This window comes from Variovorax sp. J22P240 (genome assembly GCF_030316855.1).
Classification (GTDB): domain Bacteria; phylum Pseudomonadota; class Gammaproteobacteria; order Burkholderiales; family Burkholderiaceae_C; genus Variovorax.
Map to the genome: position 1 here is coordinate 192,390 of NZ_JASZYR010000002.1, position 25,890 is coordinate 218,279.

Annotated in this window: 25 protein-coding genes; 21 read left to right on the forward strand and 4 right to left on the reverse strand. The window is 66.0% G+C overall.

What is annotated here, in order from left to right; all coding sequences use genetic code 11:
- The first annotated feature begins 113 nt into the window (after positions 1-113).
- The 7 genes from rpsP to hisC all read left to right on the forward strand — a co-directional run bounded on the left by rpsP (position 114) and on the right by hisC (position 5,301).
- Entirely contained in the window at positions 114-377 is a 264-nt protein-coding gene (gene rpsP, locus QTI24_RS07815) for a 30S ribosomal protein S16 (RefSeq protein ID WP_028248676.1), read from the forward strand.
- A 15-nt stretch (positions 378-392) separates the two neighbouring features.
- Positions 393-947 (forward strand): ribosome maturation factor RimM, encoded by a 555-nt coding sequence (rimM, locus tag QTI24_RS07820; RefSeq protein WP_286599554.1) that lies wholly within the window; start codon positions 393-395, stop codon positions 945-947.
- Positions 948-970: 23 nt separating this feature from the next.
- Positions 971-1,717 carry a tRNA (guanosine(37)-N1)-methyltransferase TrmD gene (gene trmD, locus QTI24_RS07825; protein WP_286599555.1) on the forward strand — a complete coding sequence of 249 codons (747 nt, stop codon included), beginning with the start codon at positions 971-973 and terminating at the stop codon, positions 1,715-1,717.
- A 101-nt stretch (positions 1,718-1,818) separates the two neighbouring features.
- Positions 1,819-2,202: a 50S ribosomal protein L19 gene (rplS, locus tag QTI24_RS07830; protein ID WP_286599556.1), complete on the forward strand. Its 384-nt coding sequence runs from the start codon at positions 1,819-1,821 to the stop codon at positions 2,200-2,202.
- Between the two features lie 169 nt (positions 2,203-2,371).
- The gene (locus tag QTI24_RS07835; protein WP_286599557.1) at positions 2,372-3,088 is read left to right on the forward strand and encodes a CoA pyrophosphatase; all 717 of its coding nucleotides are present in this window, start codon (positions 2,372-2,374) and stop codon (positions 3,086-3,088) included.
- A 100-nt stretch (positions 3,089-3,188) separates the two neighbouring features.
- Positions 3,189-4,190 (forward strand): CobD/CbiB family protein, encoded by a 1,002-nt coding sequence (locus tag QTI24_RS07840; RefSeq protein WP_286599559.1) that lies wholly within the window; start codon positions 3,189-3,191, stop codon positions 4,188-4,190.
- A gap of 22 nt (positions 4,191-4,212) precedes the next feature.
- Positions 4,213-5,301: a histidinol-phosphate transaminase gene (gene hisC / locus QTI24_RS07845; RefSeq protein ID WP_286599560.1), complete on the forward strand. Its 1,089-nt coding sequence runs from the start codon at positions 4,213-4,215 to the stop codon at positions 5,299-5,301.
- 8 nt (positions 5,302-5,309) lie between these two features.
- Here hisC and rsgA read toward each other — a convergent pair whose 3' ends face one another.
- Genes rsgA through QTI24_RS07860 form a run of 3 tightly spaced genes read right to left on the reverse strand, consistent with a single transcriptional unit; the run spans position 5,310 to position 7,894 of the window.
- Positions 5,310-6,251, reverse strand: a complete 942-nt coding sequence (rsgA, locus tag QTI24_RS07850; protein WP_286599561.1) for a ribosome small subunit-dependent GTPase A — start codon at positions 6,249-6,251, stop codon at positions 5,310-5,312.
- 17 nt (positions 6,252-6,268) lie between these two features.
- Positions 6,269-6,607, reverse strand: a complete 339-nt coding sequence (locus QTI24_RS07855; protein WP_286599562.1) for a 4a-hydroxytetrahydrobiopterin dehydratase — start codon at positions 6,605-6,607, stop codon at positions 6,269-6,271.
- A 9-nt stretch (positions 6,608-6,616) separates the two neighbouring features.
- Positions 6,617-7,894, reverse strand: a complete 1,278-nt coding sequence (locus QTI24_RS07860) for a M48 family metallopeptidase (protein WP_286599563.1) — start codon at positions 7,892-7,894, stop codon at positions 6,617-6,619.
- A 113-nt stretch (positions 7,895-8,007) separates the two neighbouring features.
- On the opposite strand from QTI24_RS07860, the gene orn reads away from it, so the two are divergent.
- The 6 genes from orn to QTI24_RS07890 all read left to right on the forward strand — a co-directional run bounded on the left by orn (position 8,008) and on the right by QTI24_RS07890 (position 14,698).
- Complete coding sequence (gene orn, locus QTI24_RS07865) at positions 8,008-8,604, forward strand: oligoribonuclease (protein ID WP_286599564.1); 597 nt, start codon at positions 8,008-8,010, stop codon at positions 8,602-8,604.
- 201 nt (positions 8,605-8,805) lie between these two features.
- Complete coding sequence (locus QTI24_RS07870) at positions 8,806-10,659, forward strand: DEAD/DEAH box helicase (protein ID WP_286599565.1); 1,854 nt, start codon at positions 8,806-8,808, stop codon at positions 10,657-10,659.
- 239 nt (positions 10,660-10,898) lie between these two features.
- Positions 10,899-11,972, forward strand: coding sequence for an NAD/NADP-dependent octopine/nopaline dehydrogenase family protein (locus QTI24_RS07875; RefSeq protein WP_286599566.1), 1,074 nt, complete (start codon positions 10,899-10,901; stop codon positions 11,970-11,972).
- Positions 11,962-12,960 carry a 3-hydroxybutyryl-CoA dehydrogenase gene (locus tag QTI24_RS07880; RefSeq protein WP_286599567.1) on the forward strand — a complete coding sequence of 333 codons (999 nt, stop codon included), beginning with the start codon at positions 11,962-11,964 and terminating at the stop codon, positions 12,958-12,960. Before QTI24_RS07875 ends, QTI24_RS07880 begins: the two co-directional genes overlap by 11 nt.
- Positions 12,957-13,757, forward strand: coding sequence for an alpha/beta fold hydrolase (locus tag QTI24_RS07885; RefSeq protein ID WP_286599568.1), 801 nt, complete (start codon positions 12,957-12,959; stop codon positions 13,755-13,757). Before QTI24_RS07880 ends, QTI24_RS07885 begins: the two co-directional genes overlap by 4 nt.
- The gene (locus QTI24_RS07890) at positions 13,754-14,698 is read left to right on the forward strand and encodes a quinone oxidoreductase family protein (protein ID WP_286599569.1); all 945 of its coding nucleotides are present in this window, start codon (positions 13,754-13,756) and stop codon (positions 14,696-14,698) included. Before QTI24_RS07885 ends, QTI24_RS07890 begins: the two co-directional genes overlap by 4 nt.
- A gap of 4 nt (positions 14,699-14,702) precedes the next feature.
- Here the strand turns inward: QTI24_RS07890 and QTI24_RS07895 are convergent, their stop codons facing one another.
- Entirely contained in the window at positions 14,703-15,233 is a 531-nt protein-coding gene (locus tag QTI24_RS07895; RefSeq protein WP_286599570.1) for a MarR family winged helix-turn-helix transcriptional regulator, read from the reverse strand.
- Positions 15,234-15,317: 84 nt separating this feature from the next.
- On the opposite strand from QTI24_RS07895, the gene QTI24_RS07900 reads away from it, so the two are divergent.
- Genes QTI24_RS07900 through QTI24_RS07935 form a run of 8 tightly spaced genes read left to right on the forward strand, consistent with a single transcriptional unit; the run spans position 15,318 to position 25,874 of the window.
- Positions 15,318-17,501, forward strand: a complete 2,184-nt coding sequence (locus QTI24_RS07900) for a thiamine pyrophosphate-dependent enzyme (RefSeq protein ID WP_286599571.1) — start codon at positions 15,318-15,320, stop codon at positions 17,499-17,501.
- A gap of 10 nt (positions 17,502-17,511) precedes the next feature.
- Complete coding sequence (locus tag QTI24_RS07905) at positions 17,512-19,005, forward strand: indolepyruvate oxidoreductase subunit beta family protein (protein WP_286599573.1); 1,494 nt, start codon at positions 17,512-17,514, stop codon at positions 19,003-19,005.
- 15 nt (positions 19,006-19,020) lie between these two features.
- Complete coding sequence (locus QTI24_RS07910) at positions 19,021-20,013, forward strand: PDR/VanB family oxidoreductase (protein ID WP_286599574.1); 993 nt, start codon at positions 19,021-19,023, stop codon at positions 20,011-20,013.
- A 13-nt stretch (positions 20,014-20,026) separates the two neighbouring features.
- Entirely contained in the window at positions 20,027-21,340 is a 1,314-nt protein-coding gene (locus QTI24_RS07915) for an aromatic ring-hydroxylating dioxygenase subunit alpha (RefSeq protein ID WP_286599575.1), read from the forward strand.
- Entirely contained in the window at positions 21,340-21,825 is a 486-nt protein-coding gene (locus tag QTI24_RS07920) for an aromatic-ring-hydroxylating dioxygenase subunit beta (protein WP_286599576.1), read from the forward strand. The genes QTI24_RS07915 and QTI24_RS07920 overlap by 1 nt, the downstream gene beginning before the upstream one ends.
- A 7-nt stretch (positions 21,826-21,832) precedes the next feature.
- Complete coding sequence (locus QTI24_RS07925) at positions 21,833-23,455, forward strand: AMP-binding protein (protein ID WP_286599578.1); 1,623 nt, start codon at positions 21,833-21,835, stop codon at positions 23,453-23,455.
- The gene (locus QTI24_RS07930; protein ID WP_286599579.1) at positions 23,452-24,621 is read left to right on the forward strand and encodes a thiolase family protein; all 1,170 of its coding nucleotides are present in this window, start codon (positions 23,452-23,454) and stop codon (positions 24,619-24,621) included. Before QTI24_RS07925 ends, QTI24_RS07930 begins: the two co-directional genes overlap by 4 nt.
- Complete coding sequence (locus QTI24_RS07935) at positions 24,618-25,874, forward strand: SDR family NAD(P)-dependent oxidoreductase (protein ID WP_286599580.1); 1,257 nt, start codon at positions 24,618-24,620, stop codon at positions 25,872-25,874. The genes QTI24_RS07930 and QTI24_RS07935 overlap by 4 nt, the downstream gene beginning before the upstream one ends.
- The last annotated feature ends 16 nt before the right edge of the window (positions 25,875-25,890 follow it).

Here is a 25,890-nt window from a genome sequence, read left to right on the forward strand (position 1 = left end):
TCGTGGGCTTTTCAGCGTGTCGCTGGCCGGGTGGCCATGTCGCGTGTCTCGACGCTGGAAGAACACTGTGGGCGAACCTATTCGGGTTTGCTGCACCACCCGAAGGATAAATCATGGTCGTCATTCGACTCTCCCGCGGCGGTTCCAAAGGCCGTCCGTTTTTCAACATCGTCGTGTCGGACAAGCGCGTTCGCCGCGATGGCCGTTTCATCGAGCGCCTGGGTTTCTACAACCCGACCGCCAAGGAAAATGAAGAAAGCATCCGCATTGCGCAGGATCGCCTGACCTACTGGAAGAGCGTTGGCGCGCAAGCTTCCCCGACAGTGACCCGCCTGATCAAGCAGGCCGCGGCTGCCGCCCCCAAGGCGGCTGCCTAAGCCGCCGGCCCGGCGATGCTGCCCACCCTCGAAACCGCCGAATTGCCGGCGGATGCGATCGAAGTGGCGCGCATCGCCGACGCCTGGGGCATCAAGGGCTGGTTCAAGGTCTTGCCCCACAGCGCCCAGCCTGAGGCACTTTTTTCTTCCAAGCGCTGGTTCTTGCAGCCTCCGGGTGCAGCAACGGGCCGCGCGTTCAAGCTCGCCATCCGCGAGGCCAAGGAACATTCCGACTGCATCGTCGCCTCGTCCGAGGACGTGCCGGACCGCAATGCGGCCGAGGCACTTCGCGGTGCGCGGGTCTTCGTGCCCCGGTCGAGCTTTCCGACGGCCGGTGATGACGAGTACTACTGGGTCGACCTGATCGGCCTCGCGGTCGTGAACCGCGAAGGCGTTGCGCTCGGCACCGTACGCGAATTGCTTGCCTCCGGCCCGCAGACGACGCTGGTGCTTGACGCCGAAGAAAGCGGCAAGCCGGTCGAGCGCATGGTTCCTTTCGTCTCGGCCTTCGTCGACAAGGTCGATCTGGCAGGTCGGCTGATCACGGTCGACTGGCAGCCCGACTACTAGACCCGGGCCCGCTCGGCGCCTCCATGCGCTTCGACGTTCTCACACTGTTCCCCGAGCTGTTTGCGCCGTTCTTCGCGAGCGGCGTGACGCGTCGCGCGTACGAATCGAAGCAGGTCGAGGTTGTCCTGTGGAATCCGCGTGATTTCGCCGAGGGCAACTACCGGCGAGTCGACGATCGACCCTTCGGCGGTGGTCCTGGCATGGTCATGATGGCCGAGCCGTTGTCGGCGTGCCTCGACGCGGCACTGGCCGCGCGCGGCGCTTCCGCGCCGGTCGTGCTGTTCTCCCCGATCGGCGAAACCCTGCGGCATCAGACGGTCGAAAGCTGGTCGGCCGGCGAGGGGGCAGTCCTGGTTTGTGGCCGCTACGAAGGCATCGACCAGCGCTTCATCGATGCGAGAGTCACGCACCAGATCAGCCTCGGAGACTTTGTGCTTTCAGGTGGCGAAATTGCCGCGATGGCCTTGCTGGATGCTGTCGCCCGGCTGCAGCCCGGTGTACTGGGCGATGAAGCCAGCCATGTGCAGGACAGCTTCAATCCGGCGCTCGACGGCCTGCTCGACTGTCCCCACTACACGCGTCCCGAGCAATGGCGCGCCGAGGGCGTCCCCCCTGCCTTGATGTCGGGCCACCACGTCCAGATCGAACGCTGGCGCCGCGACCAGCGACTGCTCATCACCCGTGACAGGCGCCCCGACCTCATCGACGCGGCCCGAAGTGCAGGCCGGCTGAGTGCGGCGGACGAGAAGACGCTTCAAAAAAAGCTATAATCCTCGGTTCCCCGATCCTCTGCCCAGCCGCGCCGGCATTCGACCATTGTTGAGCAAGGCGCCTTTTGTGTAGCGTGGACACGATCGAACATCAGGAAACCATGAACCTCATCCAGACCCTCGAGCAGGAAGAAATCGCCCGCCTCGGCAAGACCATCCCCGATTTCATGCCCGGTGACACGGTGATCGTCAGCGTGAAAGTCGTCGAAGGCAACCGCAAGCGCGTGCAGGCTTACGAAGGCGTCGTGATCGCCAAGCGCAATCGCGGCCTCAACAGCGGCTTCACGGTGCGCAAGATCTCCAGTGGTGAAGGCGTGGAACGCACGTTCCAGACCTACAGCCCGCTGATCGCCAGCATCGAAGTCAAGCGCCGTGGCGATGTGCGCCGCGCCAAGCTGTACTACCTCCGCGAGCGCAGCGGCCGTTCGGCTCGCATCAAGGAAAAGCTGCCGGGCAAGTCGTCGGCAGCGTCGGCCGCTCAATAAGCAGCATCCGCTTGTCGCGCAAAAAGCCGCCGTTCGAGGCGGCTTTTTGCATTGGTGCCTCCACGCAGTGAGGCGATCGTGATTTAGTTTTAGGGCTGCGTGTCATCCGTGCGCGGTCCTTGCATCGTTTAACTCAGTAAGTATTTTCTTGACTATCCTCTCATCGTCCATGCGCGCTTCTCCCGTCGAAACCATCAATGCCGTCATCCCCCCGGTGTTGCAGTCCTTCGATCCGCGTGAAGTGCCGGTGAGCGGAATCGACATTGACCTGCCGGCAGTCCCCCACGATCGCCTCAGCGCCCGCGCCCTGCGTTCGCGGTTCGCCACGCCCCCCGCGTGGACACCCGAGATGCGGCGCGAGCCGCGAATGTTCGACCGGCCGCCCGCGCAAGCTGCCGTGCTCATCCCAATCGTGATGCGGGACGAGCCTACCGTCCTGCTGACCGAGCGCACCACGAACCTGTCGACGCATTCAGGCCAGGTGGCCTTTCCCGGCGGACGCGTGGACCCCGAAGACGCCAATATCGCCGCCGCCGCACTGCGGGAGGCCTGGGAAGAGGTCGGCCTGTCGGCGCAGTACATCGAAGTGCTCGGCAGCCTGCCGACGTACACGACCGTCACCTCGTTCATCGTGACGCCGGTCGTGGCGCTCGTGCGGCCGGATTTCGAACTCTCGATCAACCCCCACGAGGTCGCGGAAGCCTTCGAAGTGCCTTTCGGTTTCCTGATGAACCCGGCGAACCATCGTCGCCACTCATTGGTCGACGACGACCAGATGTCGCGCGAATGGCTGTCCATGCCCTACCAGGACGGTCCCCACGAACGCTACGTCTGGGGAGCGACGGCGGGCATGCTGCGCAACCTCTACCGCTTTCTGAGCGCTTGACCGGTCCCTCTCCTTGGTCCGCGGGTTCAACTAGGCGGCCGCGGGTTTTGCCCAAGACGCAGCGCGAAATGAGTCAATCCGGCGGTTCTAGAATCCTTTGATGAGCTTCTTTGCCATCCTGTGCGCGTTGCTGATCGAGCAGGTGCGTCCGCTTGCGTATCACAACCCGGTGTACGGCGGCGTGCTCGCCTGGACGCGTTGGACCAGCCGCAACTTCGACGCCGGCAAGCCGAACCATGGCTGGGTGGCCTGGTCGCTGGCGGTGTTCGTGCCGACCGTGCTTGCGCTGGCCGTGCATTGGCTCCTGATCCTCACGCTCGGACTGCCTTTCGCGGTGCTGTGGAGCATCGCCATCCTCTACGTCACGCTGGGCTTTCGCCAGTTCAGTCATCATTTCACCGGCATTCGAGACGCGCTCGACGAGGGCGACGAAGCGCTCGCGCGTTCGCTGCTCGCGCATTGGCAGCATGTCGACGCAGCCAACCTGCCACGCAGCGAGATCGTGCGGCATGTGATCGAGCACTCGGTGATCGCGGCGCATCGGCACGTCTTTGGCGTGCTCGCATGGTTTTCGATTCTTGCAGCCATCGGTCTCGGGCCTGCGGGCGCGGTGTTCTACCGCATGAGCGAATTCGTATCGCGCTATTGGGCGCACAAGAACGGCGCGTCGACGCAGCCGTCCAGCATCTGGGTGCAGCAAGCGGCGGACCGTGCGTGGGGCGTGATCGACTGGCTGCCCGCGCGCATCACCGCATTGGGCTTCGCCGTGGTCGGCAGCTTCGAAGAGGCGATCGATTGCTGGCGCAATGATGCGCGGCGCTTTCCCAACGAGAACGACGGCGTGATCCTCGCGGCGACTTCCGGTGCGGTGAACGTCAGGCTCGGAGGCGGCGCGCTGAGCGTGATGCCGATCACCGATCCGTTGCCGCGCGCACAGGCCGGTGAATCGTTCGTGGATGGACGCGGTTCCGACAGCGGCAGCACGCCGGGACGCGAGCCCGAACCTGCGCACCTGCGCAGCGTTGTGGGCCTGGTCTGGCGGTCGGTCGTGATGTGGATGGTGTTGCTCGCTCTCCTCACTCTGGCGCGATTGCTGGGCTGAGCGGCCTGTCAGGGTTCAGACGTTGTCCAACGTTGCAAGCTTGTGGAGTCCGCGCATCGCGGCGCTCGAGCCCTATGTGCCGGGTGAGCAGCCCCGTATCGCGAGCCTGGTCAAGCTCAATACCAACGAAAACCCGTATCCACCATCGCCGCGAGCGATCGATGCCATCTGCCGCGCGGCCGAGAACGGATTGCAGCTCTACCCGGATCCCGAATCCACGCAGTTGCGCGAAGCGATCGCCACGCGCCACGCGTTGGACATCAAGCAGGTGTTCGTGGGCAACGGCTCCGACGAGGTCCTGGCCCATGCCTTCTTCGCCTTCTTCCAACAAGCCGAACCGCTGCTGATCCCCGATGTCACGTACAGCTTCTATCGCGTCTACGCGCAGCTCTACGACATTGCGTGCGAGCTGCAGCCGGTCGACGATGCTCTGCGCATCGACGACCGCGCCCTGGCCGTGCGCGCGGCTGCAGGCTGCGCAGGCATCGTCATCGCGAACCCGAATGCGCCGACCGGCATCGGGCTGCCGCTCTCCCGCATCGAAGCCCTGCTCAAGGCATGCGAGGATAGTGTGGTTCTGGTCGATGAGGCCTACGTCGATTTCGGCGGTGAAAGTGCGTTGCCGCTCATTGCTCGATACCCGAATCTGCTGGTCGTGCAGACCTTGTCCAAGTCGCGCTCCCTGGCGGGCCTGCGCGTTGGATTTGCGTGTGGGCAGGCGCACTTGATCGACGCCCTTCAGCGTGTCAAGAACAGCTTCAATTCCTACCCGATCGACCGGCTCGCCTCCGCAGGAGCCATCGCCGCGCTCGGAGACGAGGCGTGGTTCGCCAAGACCCGCGATGACGTTGTCGACACTCGCGAGGGCCTGGTGCTGCAACTGGAGGATCTAGGCTTCGAGGTGCTGCCTTCGCAGGCCAATTTCCTGTTCGTGCGTCACCCCGCATACGATGCAGCCGAACTCGCGGCGTCGCTGCGGGCGCGGGCCGTTCTCGTGCGTCATTTCAGGCAGACGCGCATTGCTCAATACCTGCGCATCACGGTCGGCACGCGCGCCCAGTGTTCGGCGCTGGTCGAAGCGCTTGCGGAGATCATCGTCTGCCCCCTGTAGGGAGCGACTCAGTATCTCGATTGGGTGAGTTCAGCGAACAACTCGCCGTAGATCCTGTAGCGCGAAGCGCTGATCGCGCCCGGATGGTCGGGCGAATCCACCTGCGCAATCACGCCACATCCCGGTTCGTGAAGGTGCGTGCAGTTATAGAACTTGCAGTCTGTGGCCTGCTCCGCGATGTCCGGCATCAGGTGCGCCAGTTGCATCGCCTCGATGTGATGCAGGCCGAATTCCTGGAAACCCGGCGAGTCGATCAGCGCGGTGCTTCGTGCGGCGTCCACCCAGTACCACGTCGTGCTGGTGGTGGTGTGCTTGCCCGAGTTGAGCGCCTGTGAGATTTCGCCCGTCAGTGCGGTCGCGCCTGGCACCAGCAGGTTGATCAGCGTGCTCTTGCCAGCGCCGGAGGGACCAAGCACGAGGGTCGTCTTGCTGGCCAGCATCGTCGACATGGTCGCGCGATCCGATGGGTCGGAGGCAGTCAGCGCCAGCGGTAAGACCTGGTAGCCCATGCGGCGGTAGGGCGCCAGCCGGCTCCAGGCCCTTTGGAAAGGCACGGTGAGGTCGCTTTTGTTGAGCGCGATGATGGGTGTGATGCGTTCCGCCGCCGCCGCGATCAACGCGCGCGTCAACTGTGTCTCGGAGAACTCCGGCTCTGCCGCGATCAGGATCAGCACCTGATCAAGGTTGGCCGCGAACGACTTGGTGCGGATCTCGTCCTGGCGATAGAACAGGTTCTTCCGCTGCAGCACCTTTTCGATCGTGCCCTCATCTTCGCTCGCCTGCCACTGGATACGGTCGCCGACGACGGCGTGGCTCTTCTTGCCGCGTGGGTGGCAGATCAGGCGTTCGCCCTCCGGCGTTTCGACGAGGCAGTGGCGGCCGTGGCTTGCGACGACCAGTCCGTCGCGCAGCACCACGCCGCTGGCCGTGCCGCCGCGCTGCTTAGCCAAGGGCGCGTTCCATCGGGTCAGTCCGCAATCAGCGCATCGGCCTGAGCAGCGCAGTCGAAGTCGGTCGACGAGATGCCGCCCACGTCGTGCGTGTTGAAGCGCACGACACAGCGGTCATAGTGGACCGAGAGGTCGGGATGGTGGTCCTGCCGGTGCGCCACCCACGCGAGGGCATTCACGAAGGCGATGGTCTCGAAATAGTTCGCGAAGGTGAAGGTCTTCTCGATCGCGACGCCGGCGCCGTCGCCCGTGAGCTTCCATCCTTCCAATCGTGCAAGGCTCGCCACGATTTCCGTGGCGCTCATGGCGCGGCGTGCGTGCGTCTTCCAATCCTTGGTCTTGAACATGCTGCTCATCATCGGCTTTCAGGGGCTGATCGCGGCCATGCGCGCGAGGCGCTCGGTGGCGGGTGGGTGCGAGTAGTAGAACTTGACGAACACCGGATCGGGCGTCAGCGTCGACGCGTTGTCCTGGTAGAGCTTGAGCAAGGCTGCCGACAGATGGGCGCCGCTGGTTTGCGCGACAGCGTAGGCGTCGGCCTCGAACTCGTGCTTGCGTGAAATCAGCACCGGCAGCGGCGCAACGAAGAAGCCGAAGACCGGCACCGCGAGCATGAAAAGCAGGATGGCGAGCGCATTGTTGGGCGCCGCCATGTTCGGCTGCACGCCCAGGCCCGCATAGAACCATGTATGCGTCGACAGCCAGCCCAGCAGGGCAAAGCCGGCGAGGCTCAGCGCGAACATCGCCGCCATCCGCTTCATGACGTGCCGGTGCTTGAAGTGGCCCAGCTCGTGCGCCAGCACCGCCTCGACTTCGCCAGCATTAAGCTGGCGCAGCAGCGTGTCGTAGAACACCACGCGCTTGCTCGCGCCGAAGCCCGTGAAATAGGCATTGGCGTGCGCACTGCGCGTGCTGCCGTCCATCACGAACAGCCCCTTGGCCGCGAAGCCGCAGCGCTGCATCAGCGCGTTCACGCGTTCTTTGAGAGCTGCATCGTCCAGCGGCTGGAACTTGTTGAAGATCGGAGCGATGAAAGTGGGGTAGACCAGCATCAACAGCAGGTTGAATGCCATCCAGGCGCCCCACGCCCAGATCCACCACAGGCTGCCGGCGGCACCCATGAGCCAGAGGATCAGCGCCGCGATCGGCAGGCCGATCAGCGCACCCAGCACAATGTCCTTGACGGCGTCGGCGAGCCAAAGCCGCCACGTCATCTTGTTGAACCCGAAGCGCTCCTCGAGCCTGAAGGTCTGCCACAGCGTGAAGGGCAATTCCAGCAGGCCGCCGATCAGCGCGAAGGCGGCGAGCAGGGCGAGTTGCTGCAGCATGCCGCCGCCCAGCCAGCCGAGCAGCAGCTTGTTGAGCAGGTCGAGACCGCCCAGCAGGGTCCACCCCAGAAGCACCGCAGCGCCCCACGCCATTTCGACGATTCCGAAGCGGGTCTTGGCCATCGTGTAGTCCGCGGCCTTCTGGTGGGCGGCGAGCGTGATGGCCTGCTGGAAAACCGGGGGAACCGTATCGCGATGGCGTGCCACGTGGCGCACCTGCCGCGTGGCGAGCCAGAACTTCACGACCAGCCCGGCGATCAGCGCGAGGGCGAAGGCCAGGGTGAAGGCGAGGGAGGTGGATGAGGGGGCGGACATGGCGGTCGAGTTTAGCCCGCAGCCTCGGCGTTCGCCGGTTGCCCTGTCGGTGGAAAGGGCGCTCCAGTGCGGGAAGCCCGGCCGCGCTCAGGGTCATCGACGACAATCGCCGGATGCCCGAATCCATCGAACCGGCTGCGCCCGCGCCCGCAGCCACGCTCAAGAAGAGTGACCAGAACCTCGTCTGGCTGGACTGCGAAATGAGCGGTCTCGACCCCGAAAAGGAGCGCCTGCTCGAAATCGCCGTTGTCGTGACCGGTCCCGACCTGACTCCCTGCATCGACGGACCCGTGCTCGTCATCCACCAGAGCGACGAAGTCCTCGACGGAATGGACTCCTGGAACAAGGGCACCCACGGACGCAGCGGCCTGATCGACAAGGTGAAAGCCTCCACGCTCGACGAAGCCACCGCCGAGCAGCAGTTGATCCAATTCATCTCGCGCTACATCCCGAAAAGCGGCTCGCCTATGTGCGGCAACACCATCGGCCAGGACCGCCGCTTCCTCGTGAAGTACATGCCCAAGCTGGAAGCCTATTTCCACTATCGCAACCTGGACGTCAGCACCCTCAAGGAACTCGCCAAGCGCTGGAAGCCGGCCGCGTACAACGCCTTCAAGAAGCAGCAGGCCCATACGGCGCTCGCCGACGTGCACGAATCGATCGAGGAACTCGCGCACTACCGTGAAACCTTCCTGCGCATTCAGGATTAGGTAAAAACCCCGAGCCATGCGATAATCGACGGCTTCGCTGTTTTGCAGCGTTTTCTTGCATCTCCCTATCTTGCACATCGCGCCCGAATGAACGGGCCGCGGCAAAGACGAAAGTCATTGCTGAACGTCGTTGGATGGTTGATGTTTTTCACCACCCGACGGAGCACCGCCCACGGCTGTGCTCGCGTATGAGATTACTGAATGACCGACGCTTTTGAAGCGCAGGGCGAGTTCGCGCCTGTGCAATCCGATGAATTCGCCGTTTCCGCCGTTTCGCGCGAACTCGAATCCTCCCCCGACTCTTCCAACGCCGCTCCCGTTTTCGAGGCACTCGATGCCGTCGAGCCGGCCGAGGCACCGAAGCTGCCGAACGGCTTCATCAAGCTGGGCCTCGCGCCCGAGTTGATCGCCGCGGTCGAAGACCTCGGCTTCACCCAGCCCACCACCGTGCAAGAGCAGGTGATCCCGCGCGCCATGACGGCCAGCGGCCACGCCGACGGCCCCACGCGCTTCGTCGACCTGATGGTGTCGAGCCAGACCGGCAGCGGCAAGACCGCCGCCTTCCTGCTGCCCGTGCTGCACACCCTGCTGCAACGCCAGGCCGAAGCCGAGGCCGCAGCCAAGGCCGAATTCCAGCGTCTGGCCGCCGAGGCTGCTGCCCGCGGCGAAGCGCCGCCCAAGAAGCCGAAGCGCAAGGACCCGACCAACGCGCGCCACTTCAAAGCCGCCACGCCCGGCGCACTGATCCTGTGCCCCACGCGCGAACTCGCGCAACAGGTGGCGCACGATGCCATCGATCTGGTCAAGCACTGCCGTGGCCTGCGCATTGCCAACGTGGTGGGCGGCATGCCCTACCAACTGCAGATCGCGAAGCTGCAAAACGCCGACCTCGTCGTCGCCACGCCGGGCCGCCTGCTCGACCTGCAGCGCTCGATGCAGATCAAGCTCGACCAGGTCAAGTTCCTCGTCGTCGACGAAGCCGACCGCATGCTCGACCTGGGCTTCTCGGACGACCTCGCCGAAGTCAACCAACTCACCATCGAGCGCCAGCAGACGATGATGTTCAGCGCGACCTTTGCGTCGCGCATCCAGCAACTGGCCACCCGCGTGATGCGCGAACCGCAGCGCGTGACGATCGACAGCCCGCAGGAAAAGCACGCCAACATCAAGCAGGTGCTGTTCTGGGCCGACAACATGCAGCACAAGCGCAAGTTGCTCGACCACTGGCTGCGCGACACCACCATCAACCAGGCCATCGTGTTTGCGAGCACGCAGGTCGAGTGCGACGGTCTCGCCAATGACCTGCAACAGGACGGCTTCAGCGCCGTCGCGCTGCACGGCGCGCTGAGCCAGGGCCTGCGCAACCGCCGGTTGATGGCGCTGCGCCAGGGCCAGGTGCAGATCCTCGTCGCCACCGACGTGGCCGCGCGCGGCATCGACGTGCCGACCATCACGCACGTGTTCAATTTCGGCCTTCCGATGAAGGCCGAGGACTACACCCACCGCATCGGCCGTACCGGCCGGGCAGGGCGCGACGGCATTGCCGTGACCTTCGCCGAGTTGCGCGATCGTCGCCGGATCTTCGACATCGAGTCGTACAGCCGCCAGCAGTTCAAGTCGGAAGTGATTCCAGGCCTCGAGCCGCAACAGCGTGCGCCGCAAGCGCGTCCGCAAGGCGACTTCGGTGGCCGTGGCCGTGACAACCATTCGCGCGATCGCAAGTTCGGCGGCGGTGGTCATCGCGGCGGCAACGGCGGTGGATACGGTGGCGGCGGCGGTTACGCCGGCGCCAGCGGCTTCAACGATCGCAATGCACGCGGCCCCGCCGCTGGTGCACCGCGTGGTTTCCAGAACCAGGGCAACGCCAATTTCGGCGGCGGCCGTGACGACGGTGGTTTCGGCCGCAAGCCGGGCTGGGGCGACAGCGCCCCGCGCGGCGGCGCTGGCGGTGGTGCCGGCCGCGGCGACGGCTTTGCTCCCCGTGGGCATGCCGGCGGCGGCAAGGTCTTCGTTCCGCGTGACGCGCAGAAGCGCGGTTTCAAGCCCAGCCGCTGAGCCTGAGCGGCCCTGAGCCGCATCCCATTTCACAAAGCCCGCATTTCCCTGGAAATGCGGGCTTTTGTTCGTTTGGCATGGGCCATGCAGTGCCCGTGTCGGCTCCTAGTGGGAAACGCGAATAGGCGTCCTTTTTAGTTGACACCTGAACAGTTGAAAAGTAATGTATTGACGGCTCAAGTCCTCCGGTGGCCTGCTGGCGGCCGGTTCATCCACTTCATTCTTTCCACTGTCGACCTATGAAAATCGCAATTCTCGGCGGCGGCCACGGCGCCTACGCGGCTGCTGCGGACCTGTCCGAAGCTGATCATGAAGTGCGTCTCTGGCGCCGCGACGCGGGCGCGCTGGAGCCGGTCGCCAAGGCCGGATCCATCACGTTGAAGGACGCAGCCGGTTCCCGCGACGTGCGGATCGCACTGGCCACTGCCGACATCGGCGCCGCCATGCGGGGTGCGGAGTTGATCGTCATTCCCACGCCGGCAATCGCGCAGGAAGACATCGCCCGAGCGATGGCCCCGCACCTGGTCGATGGCCAGGTCGTGTTTCTGCCGCCCGGCACCTTCGGCAGCTATGTCATGGCGCGGCTCGTCGAAGAAGTGGGCAACCGCGCCGACGTGGCCTGGGCCGAGACTGGAACGTTGCCCTACCTCGCGCGCAAGCACGGCGAGCGCGAGGTGAACGTAACCATCCGCGCCATCCGCCTGCCCACCGGCGTGTACCCGGCGCGCAAGGAGCGCGAGGCCATCGAAGTCATCCGCAAGGCCTACCCCAGCGTGCATGGCTGCGGCGATGCGTTGTCGGGCGCGCTGATGAACGCCGGCCCCGTCATTCATCCGCCGCTGATGGTGATGAACGCCGCTCCGCTGCAGCACTTCGAGCGCTGGGACATCCACAACGAAGGCACGCAGCGCGCGGTGCGCGACGTGACCGACCGGCTCGATCAGGAGCGCATCGCCGTGCGCGAGGCCCTGGGCCAGGGCGCGCCGCACTATCCGCTGGCCGACCACTACAACAACGACCAGTGGATGTACGGCGATGCACACAAGCAATTGGTGAAATCCGGCGACTGGCGCGAGAACATCGACCTCTATGCGCATCGGTACATCACCGAAGACACGGAACTCGGTCTCGCCTTTCTCGCGTCGGCCGCGCGCTTCGTCGGTGTCGACGCGCCGATTGCACACGGCCTGCTGGCCATCGTCGGTGGCTTCCTTGGCCGTGACCTGCGCAAGGGTCCGCGCACGCTCGAAACGCTCGGCCTCGCCGGCCTGACGCCGGCGCAGCTCAAGCAAAGGCTGCACGATGGCGAATGAGCTTCCCCGCTTCGCCGCGGTAGGCGCGGGACGGATGGGTCGCGGCATCGCGATCGCATTCGCCTATGCGGGACACCGCATCTCGCTCGTCGACCTGCGTCCGCGCAGCGACGAGGCATGGCAGAAGCTGCGTGGCGAGGCCCAGGCAGAGATCGAAGCCAGCCTTGCGGGCCTCGCCCAACTCGGGGTGATCGACGCCCGACAGGTTGGCGCCATCGCCGCGCGCGTCGATTTTGTCGACGCAGCCAATGCGCCTGCCGCACTGGCGGCTGCCGAGCTGGTTTTCGAGGGTGTCCCCGAGACGCTCGAAGCCAAGCGCGATGCCTTCGAGCACATCAACCGGCATTGCCGCGAGGACGCGATCCTCACCTCGACCACCAGCAGCATCCTCGTGACGCAACTGGCGGCGCTGGTGTACCGGCCGGAGCGTTTTCTCAACATGCACTGGCTCAATCCGGCGTACGTGATCCCGGTGGTCGAGCTCAGCTGCCACCCTGGCACCGATCCGGCTGTGCTCGAACGCACCAAGGCCTTGATGGAAGCCATCGGCAAGCTGCCGGTGGTCTGCGGCGCATCGCCGGGTTACATCGTGCCGAGGCTGCAGGCGCTGGTAATGAATGAAGCGGCCCGCATGATCGAGGAGGGCGCCGCCACCGCGGAGGAAATCGACAAGGCCACGCGCTACGGGCTCGGACTGCGATTCGCGGCACTCGGCGTGGTCGAGTTCATCGACTTCGGCGGCTGCGACATCCTCCATCACGCGAGCCGCGAGATGGCGGCGTCGATCGACCGCGCACGCTACACCGCGCCCGCCATCGTGGACCGCATGGTCGAGGAAGGACGGTTGGGCCTCAAGAGCGGTAGCGGCTTCTACGAGTACGAGGGGCGCGACGTCGGAGCCTACCGACGCGACGTGCTCTCGCGAACCCTCGGCATGCTCAAGCATGCCGGGCTGTGGCAGCCGCCCGCGGCCGAGACGCGCGAATGAAGATCCGGCGCGCGTTCGCCGATCTCTCGGTGGGGCAGGTCCACTACGCCGAGTGCGGCGATGCGCATGCGCCGGCCGTGCTGTTGCTGCACCAGTCGCCACGCAGCTGGGCCGAGTACCGCGAGGTGCTGCCGTTGATCGGTGCGCACTACCGGGCGATCGCAATGGACACCGCCGGGTTCGGCGATTCCGACGCGGGCGATGTGCCAGCCAGCATCGAACAATGGGCCAAGGTCGCGCTTGAATTGCTCGACGCACTGGGCATCGAGCGTGCCGACGTGGTGGGTCATCACACGGGCGGCGTCATCGCGGTCGAGCTGGCTGCGGCTTTTCCCGATCGGGTGCGTGGGCTGGTGCTGTCTTCCACGCCCTTCACCCATGAGGCCTTCCGCGTCGCGCGCGCCGGACGACCGCCGATCGACGAGGTCGAGGCCAGCGAAGACGGCAGCCATCTCGCGGCCCTGTGGCAGCGACGGCAGGGCTTTTATCCGGTGAAACGCCCCGAGCTGCTCGAAGCCTTCGTTCTCGATGCCCTGAAGGCGAGTGGCGGACTCGAGGACGGGCACCGCGCCGTCGCGGCCTACCGGATGGAGGACCGCATCCAGCGTGTCGTCCATCCCACGCTCATCATCCGCGCCACCGACGATCCGTTCGCCTCGCCCCATGCGGCCGAACTGCACGAGGACCTCTCGAACGCGCGCATCGTCGACATCCAAGGCGGCATGGTCCCCTTGCCCGACCAGATGCCCGGGCCCTTTGCGCAAGCAGTGCTCGATTTCCTGGAGACGCTGGCATGAAAGCCGTGCGCGTGCATGCCTTCAATGCGGCGCCCGTGCTGGAAGACGTCGCCGAGCCCCAGCAGCGGCCCGGCCGCACGATCGTGCGTATGGAGGCGGCCACCGTCGGTCACATCGATCGCACCGTGTGGCGCGGCAGCTTCCTGAAACATCCGCCTTTTCCCTACACGCCGGGCGTCGAGGCGGCCGGCGTCGTCGTCGCAAGCGCCATCCATGCGGAAGGCCAGCGCGTGTGGCTGCGCGGCAGCGGACTCGGCACGCTGTTCGACGGCACGTGGTGCGAATTCATCGATGCGCCCGACGAGGCGCTCGGCGTGCTGCCGGATGCGGTGCCGGCAACGATCGGCGCGGCCTTCTTCTCGCCGTGCACTTCCGCGTGGGTGGCGCTGCGCGAAGTCGCCCACCTGCGCGCGGGTGAAAGTGTCCTGGTGACGGGCGCAACGGGGGCGGTCGGATCGCTCGTGGTGCAGCTTGCGCTCGATGCCGGTGCCGAAGTGACCGTGCTCGTGAGCAGTGCGGAGCAAGCTGCCGCGATGCCCTCGGCCGCGAAGGTCGTTGTCCTGCTGGATGAACTGCCAGCCGCGTTGGAGCCGGTATCCGTCGACCTGCTGGTCGATACCGTCGGCGGTCCGATCCTCGCCGCCGCACTGACTCGCGTGCGCCCTGGCGGCCGCGCCGTCCTGATCGGCTACACGGCGGGCAACTCGCTCGCGCTGGACATCGCCCACTTCCTGCAACGCGACGTCGCACTGCTGCCGCTCAACATGTTCCGTCGTGAAGCTGTCGGCCGCGCGGCCGCGCCCGAATTGCTGGCCCGCCTTGCAGATGGTCGCCTGAAGCTCGACGTGCAGCCCTTCGCGCTCGACGAAGCGGCAACGGCGATGGACTGGATCAGCCGCCGGGGCCACCGGGGCCGCGCGGTGCTCGTGCCGTCGCGCTGAGGGCCTAGTCCGCGTCCGGCGCCTCGCCCGGCGCCGCCGCGTGCAGTTCGATGATGTGGCGCAGCGTGCTCTTGAGGTCTTCCGCACGCTGAAGCCCGAAGGGTTCGAGCACGCGGCGCTCGTGTTCGCGCGCCAGTTCCATCAGGTGCTCCACGGCCTTCGCACCCTTGCGCGTGATGCGCACCAGAGTGACACGCCGATCACTGTCGTGGGGCAGGCGCTCGACCTGCTCGCGCGCCTCCATCCGGTCCAGCAGCCGCGTCACCGTCGGCTGCTTGGTGACGGTGATCTGCGCCAACTGCCCGATGCTGATCGGCGCGCCGCCCGCCAGCGACGCCATCACCCGCCATTCCGACACTGAAAACCCATGCTGGCGCGCCACGCGGTGGAACTCGGACGAGATGAGCTGGCTCGCCTGCGCCAGCAGCGCCGGCAGGTAGTCGTCGACGAAACGCAGCGTCCCGGCAGGCGCTTCGTCGGTGAATGGCCCCTGACCCTCGGCGGGCACGCTGCTTGCATGTCTAGGGTTATTCATGATTGTGAATACATTCAGTTCTAAACATTATAGAGGCCGAGGTTTCGAAAGGAACCCCACGATTCCTGACAAGAAAGGGCCGCCATGGCTGAGCGATCGTTCGTAGAGGAAGTCAAGAAGCTCCGGCTTTCCGGTGGCGAAGTCTTCCGGGGTGAAGGCATTCTGGCAGTCACCAAGGCGCTGCTCGAATCCGGGGTCTCCTACGTGGCCGGCTACCAGGGCGCGCCCATCTCCCACCTGATGGACGTGCTGGCCGACGCGCAAGACATCCTCGCCGAACAGGGCATCCGCTTCGAGAACAGCGCCAGCGAAGCCACCGCCGCCGCGACGCTGGCCGCATCCGTCAACTACCCGCTGCGCGGCGCCGTGACCTTCAAGGCGACCGTGGGCACCAACGTCGCCTCCGACGCACTGGCCAACCTGGCCTCGGGCGGCGTGACGGGCGGCGCGCTGATCATCGTCGGCGAGGACTACGGCGAGGGCTCGTCGATCATGCAGGAACGCAGCCATGCCTTCGCGATGAAATCGCAGATGTGGCTGCTCGATCCGCGCCCGAACCTGCCGAGCATCGTCGAGGCGGTGAAGCAGGGCTTCGACCTTTCCGAGGCCAGCAATACGCCTGTGATGCTGCAGTTGCGCATCCGCGCCTGCCACGTGCACGGCCACTTCATCGCGGGCGACAACCGCCGGCCGAAATTCTCGATCAAGGAGGCGCTGGAGAACCCGCAGCGCGACGTTAGCCGCATCGTGCTGCCGCCCGCGAGCTTCGTGCACGAGCAGGAAAAGGTGAAGGAGCGCTGGCCCGCCGCGGTGCGCTTCATCGAGGAGCGCCAGCTCAACGAGTTCTTCTCCGAAGATGCCGACGACATCGGCATCATCGTGCAGGGTGGCAGCTACAACACGATGATCCGGGCACTCGAAAGGCTGGAGCTGGCCGACGTCTACGGCAACACCAAGGTGCCGCTGTACGTGATGAACGTCGCCTACCCCGTGATCGAAAGCGAGGTGCTGCGCTTCTGCGAAGGCAAGCGCGCCGTGCTGATCGTGGAGGAGGGCCAGCCCAACTTCGTCGAGCAGAACCTAGCGACCATCCTGCGCCAGGCCGACTCGACGACGGCTTTGCACGGCAAGGACATGCTCCCGGTCGCCGGCGAGTACACGGCGGCAGAATTGCTCAAGGGCGCGCGCACCTTTTGCGAGCGCTACGGCCGGCTGCAGCCCTTGCCCGTGCCTGCCGCGGTGCGCAAGGTGATTCCGCTGACCGAAGTGGCGGAGATCGGCGTCGACGCCGCGCCCGAACCTGCGAGGCCACTGGGCGACAGCGTGCACGCGCGGCCGCCGGGCTTCTGCACCGGCTGCCCCGAGCGCCCGATCTTCAGTGCGATGAAGCTGGTGGAGCGCGAACTGGGCCCGCACCACGTGAGCGCCGACATCGGCTGCCACCTGTTCTCGATCCTGCCGCCCTTCAACATCGGCAACACGACGATGGGCTACGGCCTGGGCGGCGCGGGCGCTTCGGCGCTCAATGCGCCCGCAGGCAAGCGCGCGATCTCGATGATGGGCGACGGCGGCTTCTGGCACAACGGCCTGACGAGCGGCGTCGCCAACGCGGTCTTCAACCGCAGCGACAACCTGACCATCGTCGTCGACAACAACTACACCTCCGCGACCGGCGGCCAGGACGTCCTCTCGTCCAACGCGCTGAACGCGACGCGCAGCACCGGCCACGAGATCGAACGTGCGGTACGCGGTGTCGGCGTCAAGTGGGTGAAGACCATGCGCCGCACCTATGACGTCGCCGGCATGCGCGATGCACTCAAGGAAGCGCTGACCACGCAGGAGAAGGGCCCCAAGGTCCTCATCGCGCAGTCGGAATGCATGCTCAACAAGCAGCGCCGCGAGAAGCCGCTGGTGCGCAAGGCCATCGCCAGCGGCAAGCGCGTGGTGCGCGAGAAGTTCGGCGTCGACTCCGACACCTGCACGGGCGACCACTCGTGCATCCGGCTCTCGGGTTGCCCGTCGCTGTCGATCAAGCCCAATCCCGATCCGCTGCGCACCGATCCGGTGGCGACCGTGCTCGACAGCTGCGTCGGCTGCGGCGTGTGCGGCGAGGTCTCGCATGCGGCCGTGCTGTGCCCGTCGTTCTACAAGGCGCAGATCGTCAGCAATCCGAGCCGCTGGGACCTGTTGCGCGAAGGCATTCGCATGCGGGTCATCGGCTGGCTGCAACGCGGCGAGGCCAAGCGCCGCGCGGCCTATGCGTTCTGAACAGGCATTCATGCGACAACAACCGATCAAGATTGCAATCCTCGCCATGGGTGGCGAAGGCGGGGGGGTTCTCGCCGACTGGATCGTGGACATGGGCGAGGCCAATGGCTACGTCGCCCAGACCACGTCCGTCCCGGGCGTGGCCCAACGCACGGGTGCCACGATCTACTACGTCGAGCTCTATCCCGAGGCGCAAGCCCAGGGCGATGGCGGCCAGCCGGTGCTGGCGCTCATGCCGCTGCCGGGCGATGTCGACATCGTCCTCGCCTCGGAGTTGATGGAAGCCGGCCGCGCCGTGCAGCGCGGGCTCGTCACGCGCGACCGCACCACCTTCATCGCATCGACCCACCGCGTCTATTCCATCGCGGAGAAGAGTGCGATGGGCGACGGCCGGGTCGATAGTGCCGAATTGCTCGCGCATGCCGAGCACGCGGCCAAGCGCTTCATCCGCTTCGATATGGCGCAGGCCGCCGAAGCATCGGGCAGCGTCATCAGCGCCGTGCTCTTCGGCGCACTGGCCGGCGCCGGCGTCCTGCCTTTCAGCCGTGCGCAGTTCGAGGCGACCATCGAACGCGGCGGCGTCGGCGTCAAGCCCAGCCTGAAGGCTTTCGGCGCGGCCTTCGCACGCGCACAGGGCGCGCTGGAGCCCGAGGCCGCAGTGGTCGAGGCGGCGCCGCCGCAACCGCGCCATCCCGCCGTGCGCGCACTGGTCGAGCGCGTGCAGCGTGACTTTGCGGCCTCCGCGCATCCCCTGCTCCTCGAAGGCGTACGTCGGCTGATCGACTACCAGGACGTCGCCTATGCCGGCCTCTACCTCGATCGCATGGCCGCCATCTCCGCCTTGCCAGCCAACGACGACGGCCGCCTGCTGCGCGAAACGGCACGCCACCTCGCGCTGTGGATGTCCTATGAAGACACTGCCCGCGTCGCGGCCCTCAAGACACGCTCGTCGCGCTTCGAACGCGTGCGCGGCGAAGCCAGCGTGCAGGACGGGCAGGTGCTCGCCATCAACGAATACATGCACCCGCGCCTGCAGGAAATCTGCGAGACCCTGCCGGCGGGTTTCGGCCGCTGGCTGATGAATTCGACCTTGCCGCGCAAGCTGGTCGAGCGCCTCACGCAGCAAGGCCGCGTCATCCAGACCAGTTCGCTGCGCGGCTACCTGATGCTCAGTACCGTCGCCGCGATGAAGCGCTGGCGCCGTTCGACCCTGCGCTATGCCGACGAAAACCGCCGCATCGAGGAATGGCTGGAGCGCATCGGCGACATTGCCAAGAACAACCCCGCGCTCGCCATCGAGGTCGCGCAGTGCCAGCGCCTCGTCAAAGGCTACAGCGACACCCATGAGCGCGGCCTGCGCAACTACGACACCGTGATGGACGCCCTGCAGCGCGCCGGCTCGGCCATCGCGCCCGCCACCCTGCGCGAACTGCGCGACGCGGCGCTCGCCGACGAACACGGCCACAAACTGCGCGCCGCGCTGGTCCAGCACGCGCTCGCCTGATCCGGAACCCTGCCCATGTCTGCCCAGCCCGCCACCCTGCAAATGCGCGTCGTCGAGGCGCGTGAACTCAATCCGCTGATCAAGACTTTCCGGCTGAAGCCCCTCGACGGCGGCGTGCTGCCCGGCTATACCGCCGGTGCGCACATCCGGATTCAGGTCCAGTTGCCCGATGGCACGCAGGACTGGCGCCACTACTCCCTGATCAACTTCGCCACGCAGGCCGACGCCACGGATGCGCCCACCGACTACGTCATCGCGGTGCGCAAGGAAGACGAGGGCCGTGGCGGCTCGCGCTTCATGCACGAGCGGCTGCGCGAAGGCGATGTCGTGACCATCGAAGTGCCGAAAAACGACTTTCCCCTGCACGCCGGCCCCGGCGGCACCGTGCTGCTGGCCGGTGGCATCGGCGTGACGCCGCTCGCGAGCATGGCGACGCGCCGCCGCGCCGAAGGACTGCCGGTGCGCATGCACTACGCCGGCCGCAGCCGCGACCTGATGGCGTTTCTGCCCGAGCTTCAAGCCGTGCTGGGCGATGACCTGCTGGTTCATTCGGACGTCGAGCAGGGCGGCGCCTTCGACATCGGCGCGCTGCTGGATGGCATCCCGGCGGGTGACCGGCTCTACGTGTGCGGGCCGAAGGTCATGCTCGACGCCGTGCTCGCCCAGACCCAGGCGCGCGGCTGGACGCACGACCGCGTGCATTTCGAACTCTTCACCACGCCGGTGGTGGAAGAGGGAGACCACGCCTTCGAGGTCGAGCTCGCCCAATCGGGCCAACGCTTCACCGTGCCGGCCGACCAGAGCATCCTCGACTGCCTGATCGAGCACGGCTGCGATCCGATGTTCGACTGCAAGCGCGGCGAATGCGGCGTGTGCGCGACGCCGGTGCTCGAAGGCGACATCGACCACCGCGACTACGTGCTGACCGCCCGCGAGAAGTCCGAAGGCAACGTCATGCAGATCTGCATCTCGCGCATCAAGGGACAGCGGCTGGTGCTGGACATCTGAAGGAGACCGAAACATGACTTCCTACCGAGGCAACCCCGACGCCGTGCGCGCGCTGGTGCAGCCCGACCGCGTGCACCGCGACCTCTACACCAGCGCCGAGCTGTTCGAGCTGGAGCAGGAGCACTTCTTCGCCAATACCTGGAACTACGCAGGCCACGAAAGCCAGATCCCGAAGTCGGGCGACTACCTCAACACCGAGATCGCCGGCCGCCCGCTGATCATCGTCCGCCACACCGATGGCTCCGTGCGCGCCATGATGAACCGCTGCGCGCACAAGGGCTCGCGGCTGGTGACCGCGCCTTGCGGCAACACGGGCAAGTTCTTTCGTTGTCCATACCACGCGTGGACCTTCAAGACCGACGGCTCGCTGCTGTCGATCCCGCTCAAGAACGGCTATGAAGGCACGCAGCTGCACGAATGCGAATCGGCCAAGGGCCTGACCACGCTGAAGAACGTGCGCAGCTACCGCGGCTTCATCTTCATCAAGATCAACGACGTGGGCCCCGACTTCGAGGAATTCTTCGGCGACTCGCTGAGCTCCATCGACAACATGGCCGACCGCTCGCCCGAGGGTGAACTTGAAATCGCCGGTGGCTGCCTGCGCTTCGTGCACCAGTGCAACTGGAAGATGTTCGTCGAGAACCTCAACGACACGATGCACCCGATGGTCGCCCACGAATCCTCCGCCGGCACTGCCAAGAACATGTGGGCCGACAAGCCGGCCGACGAACCGAAGCCGATGGCCATCGAGCAGTTCGTGCCCTTCATGTCGGACTACAAGTTCTTCGAGGACATGGGTGTGCGCACCTACGACAACGGCCACAGCTTCACGGGTGTGAACTTCAGCATCCACAGCAAGTACAAGGCAATCCCCGAGTACGACAACGCAATGAAGGCCACCTACGGCGAGGAGCGCACCGCGCAGATCCTCGGCATGGCGCGGCACAACACGGTTTACTACCCGAACCTCACGATCAAGGGCGCGATCCAGGCCATCCGCGTGGTGCGACCGATCTCTGTCGACAAGACGCTCATCGAAAGCTGGACCTTCCGCCTCAAAGGCGCCCCGCCCGAGTTGCTGCAACGCACGACCATGTACAACCGGCTCATCAATTCGCCGTTCTCGGTGGTGGGGCACGACGACCTGCAAGCCTATCGAGGCATCCAGGCCGGGCTGCATGCGAGTGGCAACGAATGGGTGAGCCTGCATCGCAACTACGACCCCGCAGAAACCGCTGGCGGCGAAATCACGACCGTAGGCACGAGCGAACTACCCATGCGCAATCAATACCGCACCTGGGCCCGCTACATGACGGAGACGATGTGATGGAGGCCGCAGTGACCCGCCAGGACCTGATCGACTTCGTGGTGAATGAATCGCGCCTGCTCGATGCCAAGCGCTACGAGGAATGGAATGCACTCTTCACTGATGACGCGTTCTACTGGGTTCCGCTCGTCCCCGACCAGGAGGACGGCATCAATCACACCTCGCACCTCTACGAGGACAAGCTGCTGCGCGATCTGCGCATCGAGCGGCTCAAGAGCCCGCGCGCGTTTTCGCAACAGCCCCCGAGCCGTTGTCACCACCTGCTGCAAACGCCGACGGTCGAAGAGTTCGATGACGTCGCCAATCGCTTCGTCGTGCGCACGGAGTTCCACTACACCGAGTCGCAGGGCGACGAGTTGCAGTTCTATGTAGGCACCTTCTTCCATCACCTCACGGTGGAAGGCGGCGCGCTGCGCATGACGCTGAAGCGCGTGAACCTGCTCAACTGCGATGCCGCCTTGCCGGCCGTGCAGCTCTTCATCTAGGCACACCATGAACGCTACCGTTCACGACGCCTTCAGCGCGAGCGCCCGACGCACGCCGCAGGCCGAGTTCCTGTTCACCGAGTCTGTCACCGCCGCGGCCTACGGCATCGAGTCGGGCGCCATTTCGTGGGGCAAGGCCGCTGCCGAAGTCGAGCGGCTGAAACTCGCTTACGCCGGCGCAGGCTATGGCCATGGTCATCGCGTCGGCTTGCTGCTGGAGAACCGGCCGGCCTTTCTCTTTCATTGGTTCGCACTCAATGCGCTGGGCGTGAGCGTGGTGCCTATCAACGCTGAAATGCGTTCCGCCGAATTGAGCTACCTGATCGGCCACAGCGAGATCGGCCTGGCCGTGACGTTGGCGCACCGCGCAGCCGACCTGCGCGCCGCCGCCGAGTCGGCGGGCATCGCCTTCGAGACGATGGGTCCGGACGACGCCGTGCCGCTGTCGAAGACCACGCCGCCTCGCGCCGGCGAACCGATCGGGCTCGCGACCGAATGCGCGCTGCTCTACACCTCGGGCACCACCGGCCGACCCAAGGGTTGCATGCTGAGCAACGAGTACTTCCTGCGCGCAGGCCAGTGGTATGCGGAACTCGGCGATCTCTGCCCCGTCCGCCCCGATGCCGAACGCATCATCACGCCGCTGCCGCTCAACCATGTGAACGCGATGGCGTTTTCGACCATGGTCGTGCTGGTCGCAGGTGGCTGCCTGGTGCAACTCGATCGCTTCCATCCGAAGTCGTGGCTGCAGAGCGCGCGCGAGAGCGGCGCCACCATCGCGCACTACCTGGGCGTGATGCCGGCCATGCTGCTGTCGGCGCCCGCGATGGCGTCCGACCGCGAGCACGCCATCCGCTGGGGCTTCGGCGCCGGCGTGGATCGCAAGAACCACGCGCCTTTCGAGTCGCGCTTCGGTTTCCCGCTGGTTGAAGCCTGGGCGATGACCGAGACCGGCGCCGCCGCCTGCGTGATGGCGAACCATGAACCGCGCCATGTCGGCACGAGTTGCTTCGGCCGCCGCGAGGCATTCGTGGAGATCCGCCTCGTGGACGACGAAGGGCGCGACGCAGCCGACGGAACGCCGGGCGAACTGCTGGTGCGATCGTCGGGCGCGGATCCGAAGCGCTACTTCTTCTCCGGCTACCTGAAGGACGAGGATGCGACCCGCGAGGCCTGGGCCGATGGCTGGTTCCACACGGGCGACATGGTGCGGCGCGACGTCGAAGGCAACTACTACTTCGTCGATCGCAAGAAGAACGTGATCCGCCGCAGCGGCGAGAACATCTCGGCGGTCGAGGTGGAAAGCGTGCTCAACCAGCACCCGGCCGTGAAGACCTCCGCCGTGGCCGCCACGCCGGATGCGGTGCGCGGTGACGAGGTGCTGGCCTGCATCGTCATGCGCGATGACGTCGATGCGTCCTCGCCTTCGCAGGTCGCGGCCAGCATCGTCGAGCATGCGCTCGCGCAGTTGGCCTACTACAAGGCGCCGGGCTACGTCGCATTCGTCGATGCCTTGCCGCTCACGGCCTCGCAGAAGATCCAGCGCGGCCAGTTGCGCGAACTCGCGCAGGCATTGCCGGGGCAGCCTCACTGCATCGACACGCGCGCCATGAAGAAGAGGCAATCATGAAGCGACGCAAGTCTTACGAAGGCGTGGCAGTCGCCGTGCCGGTCACCGTGCCCTACGTGCGCTATTCGACGCGTACCGCTCACTGGTTCCTCGGCCAGGCGATCGAGGCGCTGGTGCAGGCCAGCGGCGTGAAGAAGGAGCAGATCGACGGCCTGTGCGTCAGCAGCTTCTCGCTCGCGCCCGATACCGCCGTCGGCGTGACGCAGCACCTGGGCCTGTCTCCCCGCTGGCTCGACCACATGCCCACCGGCGGCGCCTCGGGCGTGATGTGCCTGCGGCGCGCGGCACGTGCGGTGCAGGCGGGCGATGCCGACGTGGTCGCCTGCGTCGCGGCCGATACCAACCACGTCGACTCCTTCCGGCAGACGCTGGGCAGCTTCAGCAACTTCGCGCGCGACGCGACCTATCCCTATGGCTCGGGCGGGCCCAACTCGATCTTCGCCTTCATCACCGCGCACTACATGCGCACCTTCGGCGCGACCCGAGAGGACTTCGGCCGCATCGCCGTCGACCAGCGCACCAATGCGCTCAAGAATCCGCACGCGATGTTCAAGAAGCCGCTGACGCTCGACGAGTACATCGCTGCGCGGCCGATTTCCGACCCGATCCACCTGTTCGACTGCGTGATGCCCTGCGCCGGCGCGGAAGCCTTCCTCGTGATGAGCGAGGAGCGCGCGCGAGACCTCGGGCTGGTCCACGTGGTGATTCGCGGTGCGATCGAGCGGCACAACGCGTACTCGGAAGACCCGGTGATGATCCGCGGCGGCTGGCGCATGGACCGTGACGACCTCTACGCCCAGGCCGGTGCGGCGCCGACGGATATCGACTTCGTGCAGACCTACGACGACTACCCGGTGATCGTGATGATGCAGTTCGAGGACCTCGGCTTCTGCGAGAAAGGCGAGGGCTCAGCCTTCGTGCAATCGCACACGATGACGAACGACGGCAGCTTTCCCAACAACACCAGCGGCGGGCAGCTCTCGGCCGGGCAGGCCGGTGCGGCGGGTGGCTTCCTCGGCATGACCGAGGCCATCCGGCAGCTCACCGATACGGCAGGTCCGCGCACTGTGCCCGATGCCCAACTGGGTCTTGTCGCCGGCTTCGGCATGGTGACCTACGACCGTTGCCTGTGCACAGGCGCAGTCATTCTCGGGAGGCCGGCATGACGATGCCCTTGATGCGCCCCAAGCGCAAGAACCCGGTGCTCCGCACCCGGCAGATGAACCTGCCGCCGTGGGCGCGAGGCCGCGTGGCGCTCGGCATCACCGCTGCCGCCGCCGAAGGCCGCTTCGAACTGCAGACCTGCGAGGACTGCGGCACCGTGCAGTACCCGCCGCGGGAGGCCTGCCACAAATGCCTCTCGCCGCGCCTGCACTGGCGCGAGCAGAGCGGCGAGGGCGAACTGCTCAGCAGCACCACGCTGCACCACAGCAACGACCTGTTCTTCCGCGAGCGGCTGCCGTGGCGGCTGGGCCTGGTGCACCTCGATGCTGGGCCGACGCTGATGGTGCACCTGCATGGCGAAGTCGGCGATGCACCCACGCGCGTGCGCGTCGGTGCCCGACTCGATCGCGCGGGCCAGGCCGTACTCATTGGATTTCCGAACGAAGGGAGCTCCCACATGGCTGACGACAAGATGCTGAGAGAAATGACGAGCGACCCGAAGTTCCGCAAGGTGCTCGTGACCGATGGCAAGACCGAAGTGGGCCAGGCCATCGTGCGTGCGCTCGTCAAGGCCGGCGCCGACATCGTGTGGGTGGGCCACGCCGAGCCGTGGAAGAAGATGGGCGGCGGGCTCGACGACATCACGGCCTTGCCGCAGGTCACGCTGGTGCCGCTCGACTTGACCAATGGTCGCTCCGTGAGCGAACTGGCCGGCGAGATCGGCGGCAAGGTCGACATCGTGATCAACAACGCCGAGGTGCATCGCAGCTTCGGTATCGGCGCGCGGCGCGGCACTGACGTGGCCAAGGCCGAGATGGACATCAACTACTTCGGGCTGCTGCGGCTCGCGCAGGAGTTCGGTCCGGCGCTGAAGGGCCGCTCGGCCGATGGCGTGACCGGTGCGACCGCGTGGGTCAACCTTCTGTCGATCTACGCGCTGAGCAACTTTCCGCCGCACGGCACCTTCAGCGCATCGAAGGCCGCGGCCCATTCGCTTGCGCAATGCTTGCGCGCCGAAATGCGGCCGGCCGGCATCCGCGTGATCAACCTGTTCCCCGGGCCGATCGACGATGAATGGAACCAGCACACGCCGCCGCCCAAGCTGGGTGCGAGCGCATTGGCGAACGCGATCGTCAAGGCGTTGCGCGACGGCGTCGAGGACGTGTACCCCGGCGACGTGGCACAGGAATGGCTCGAACGCTGGCGCGACAACCCCAAGATCCTCGAGCGCGAACTCGCAGCGGGCGGCGGCTGAGATCAGGAGCAACACG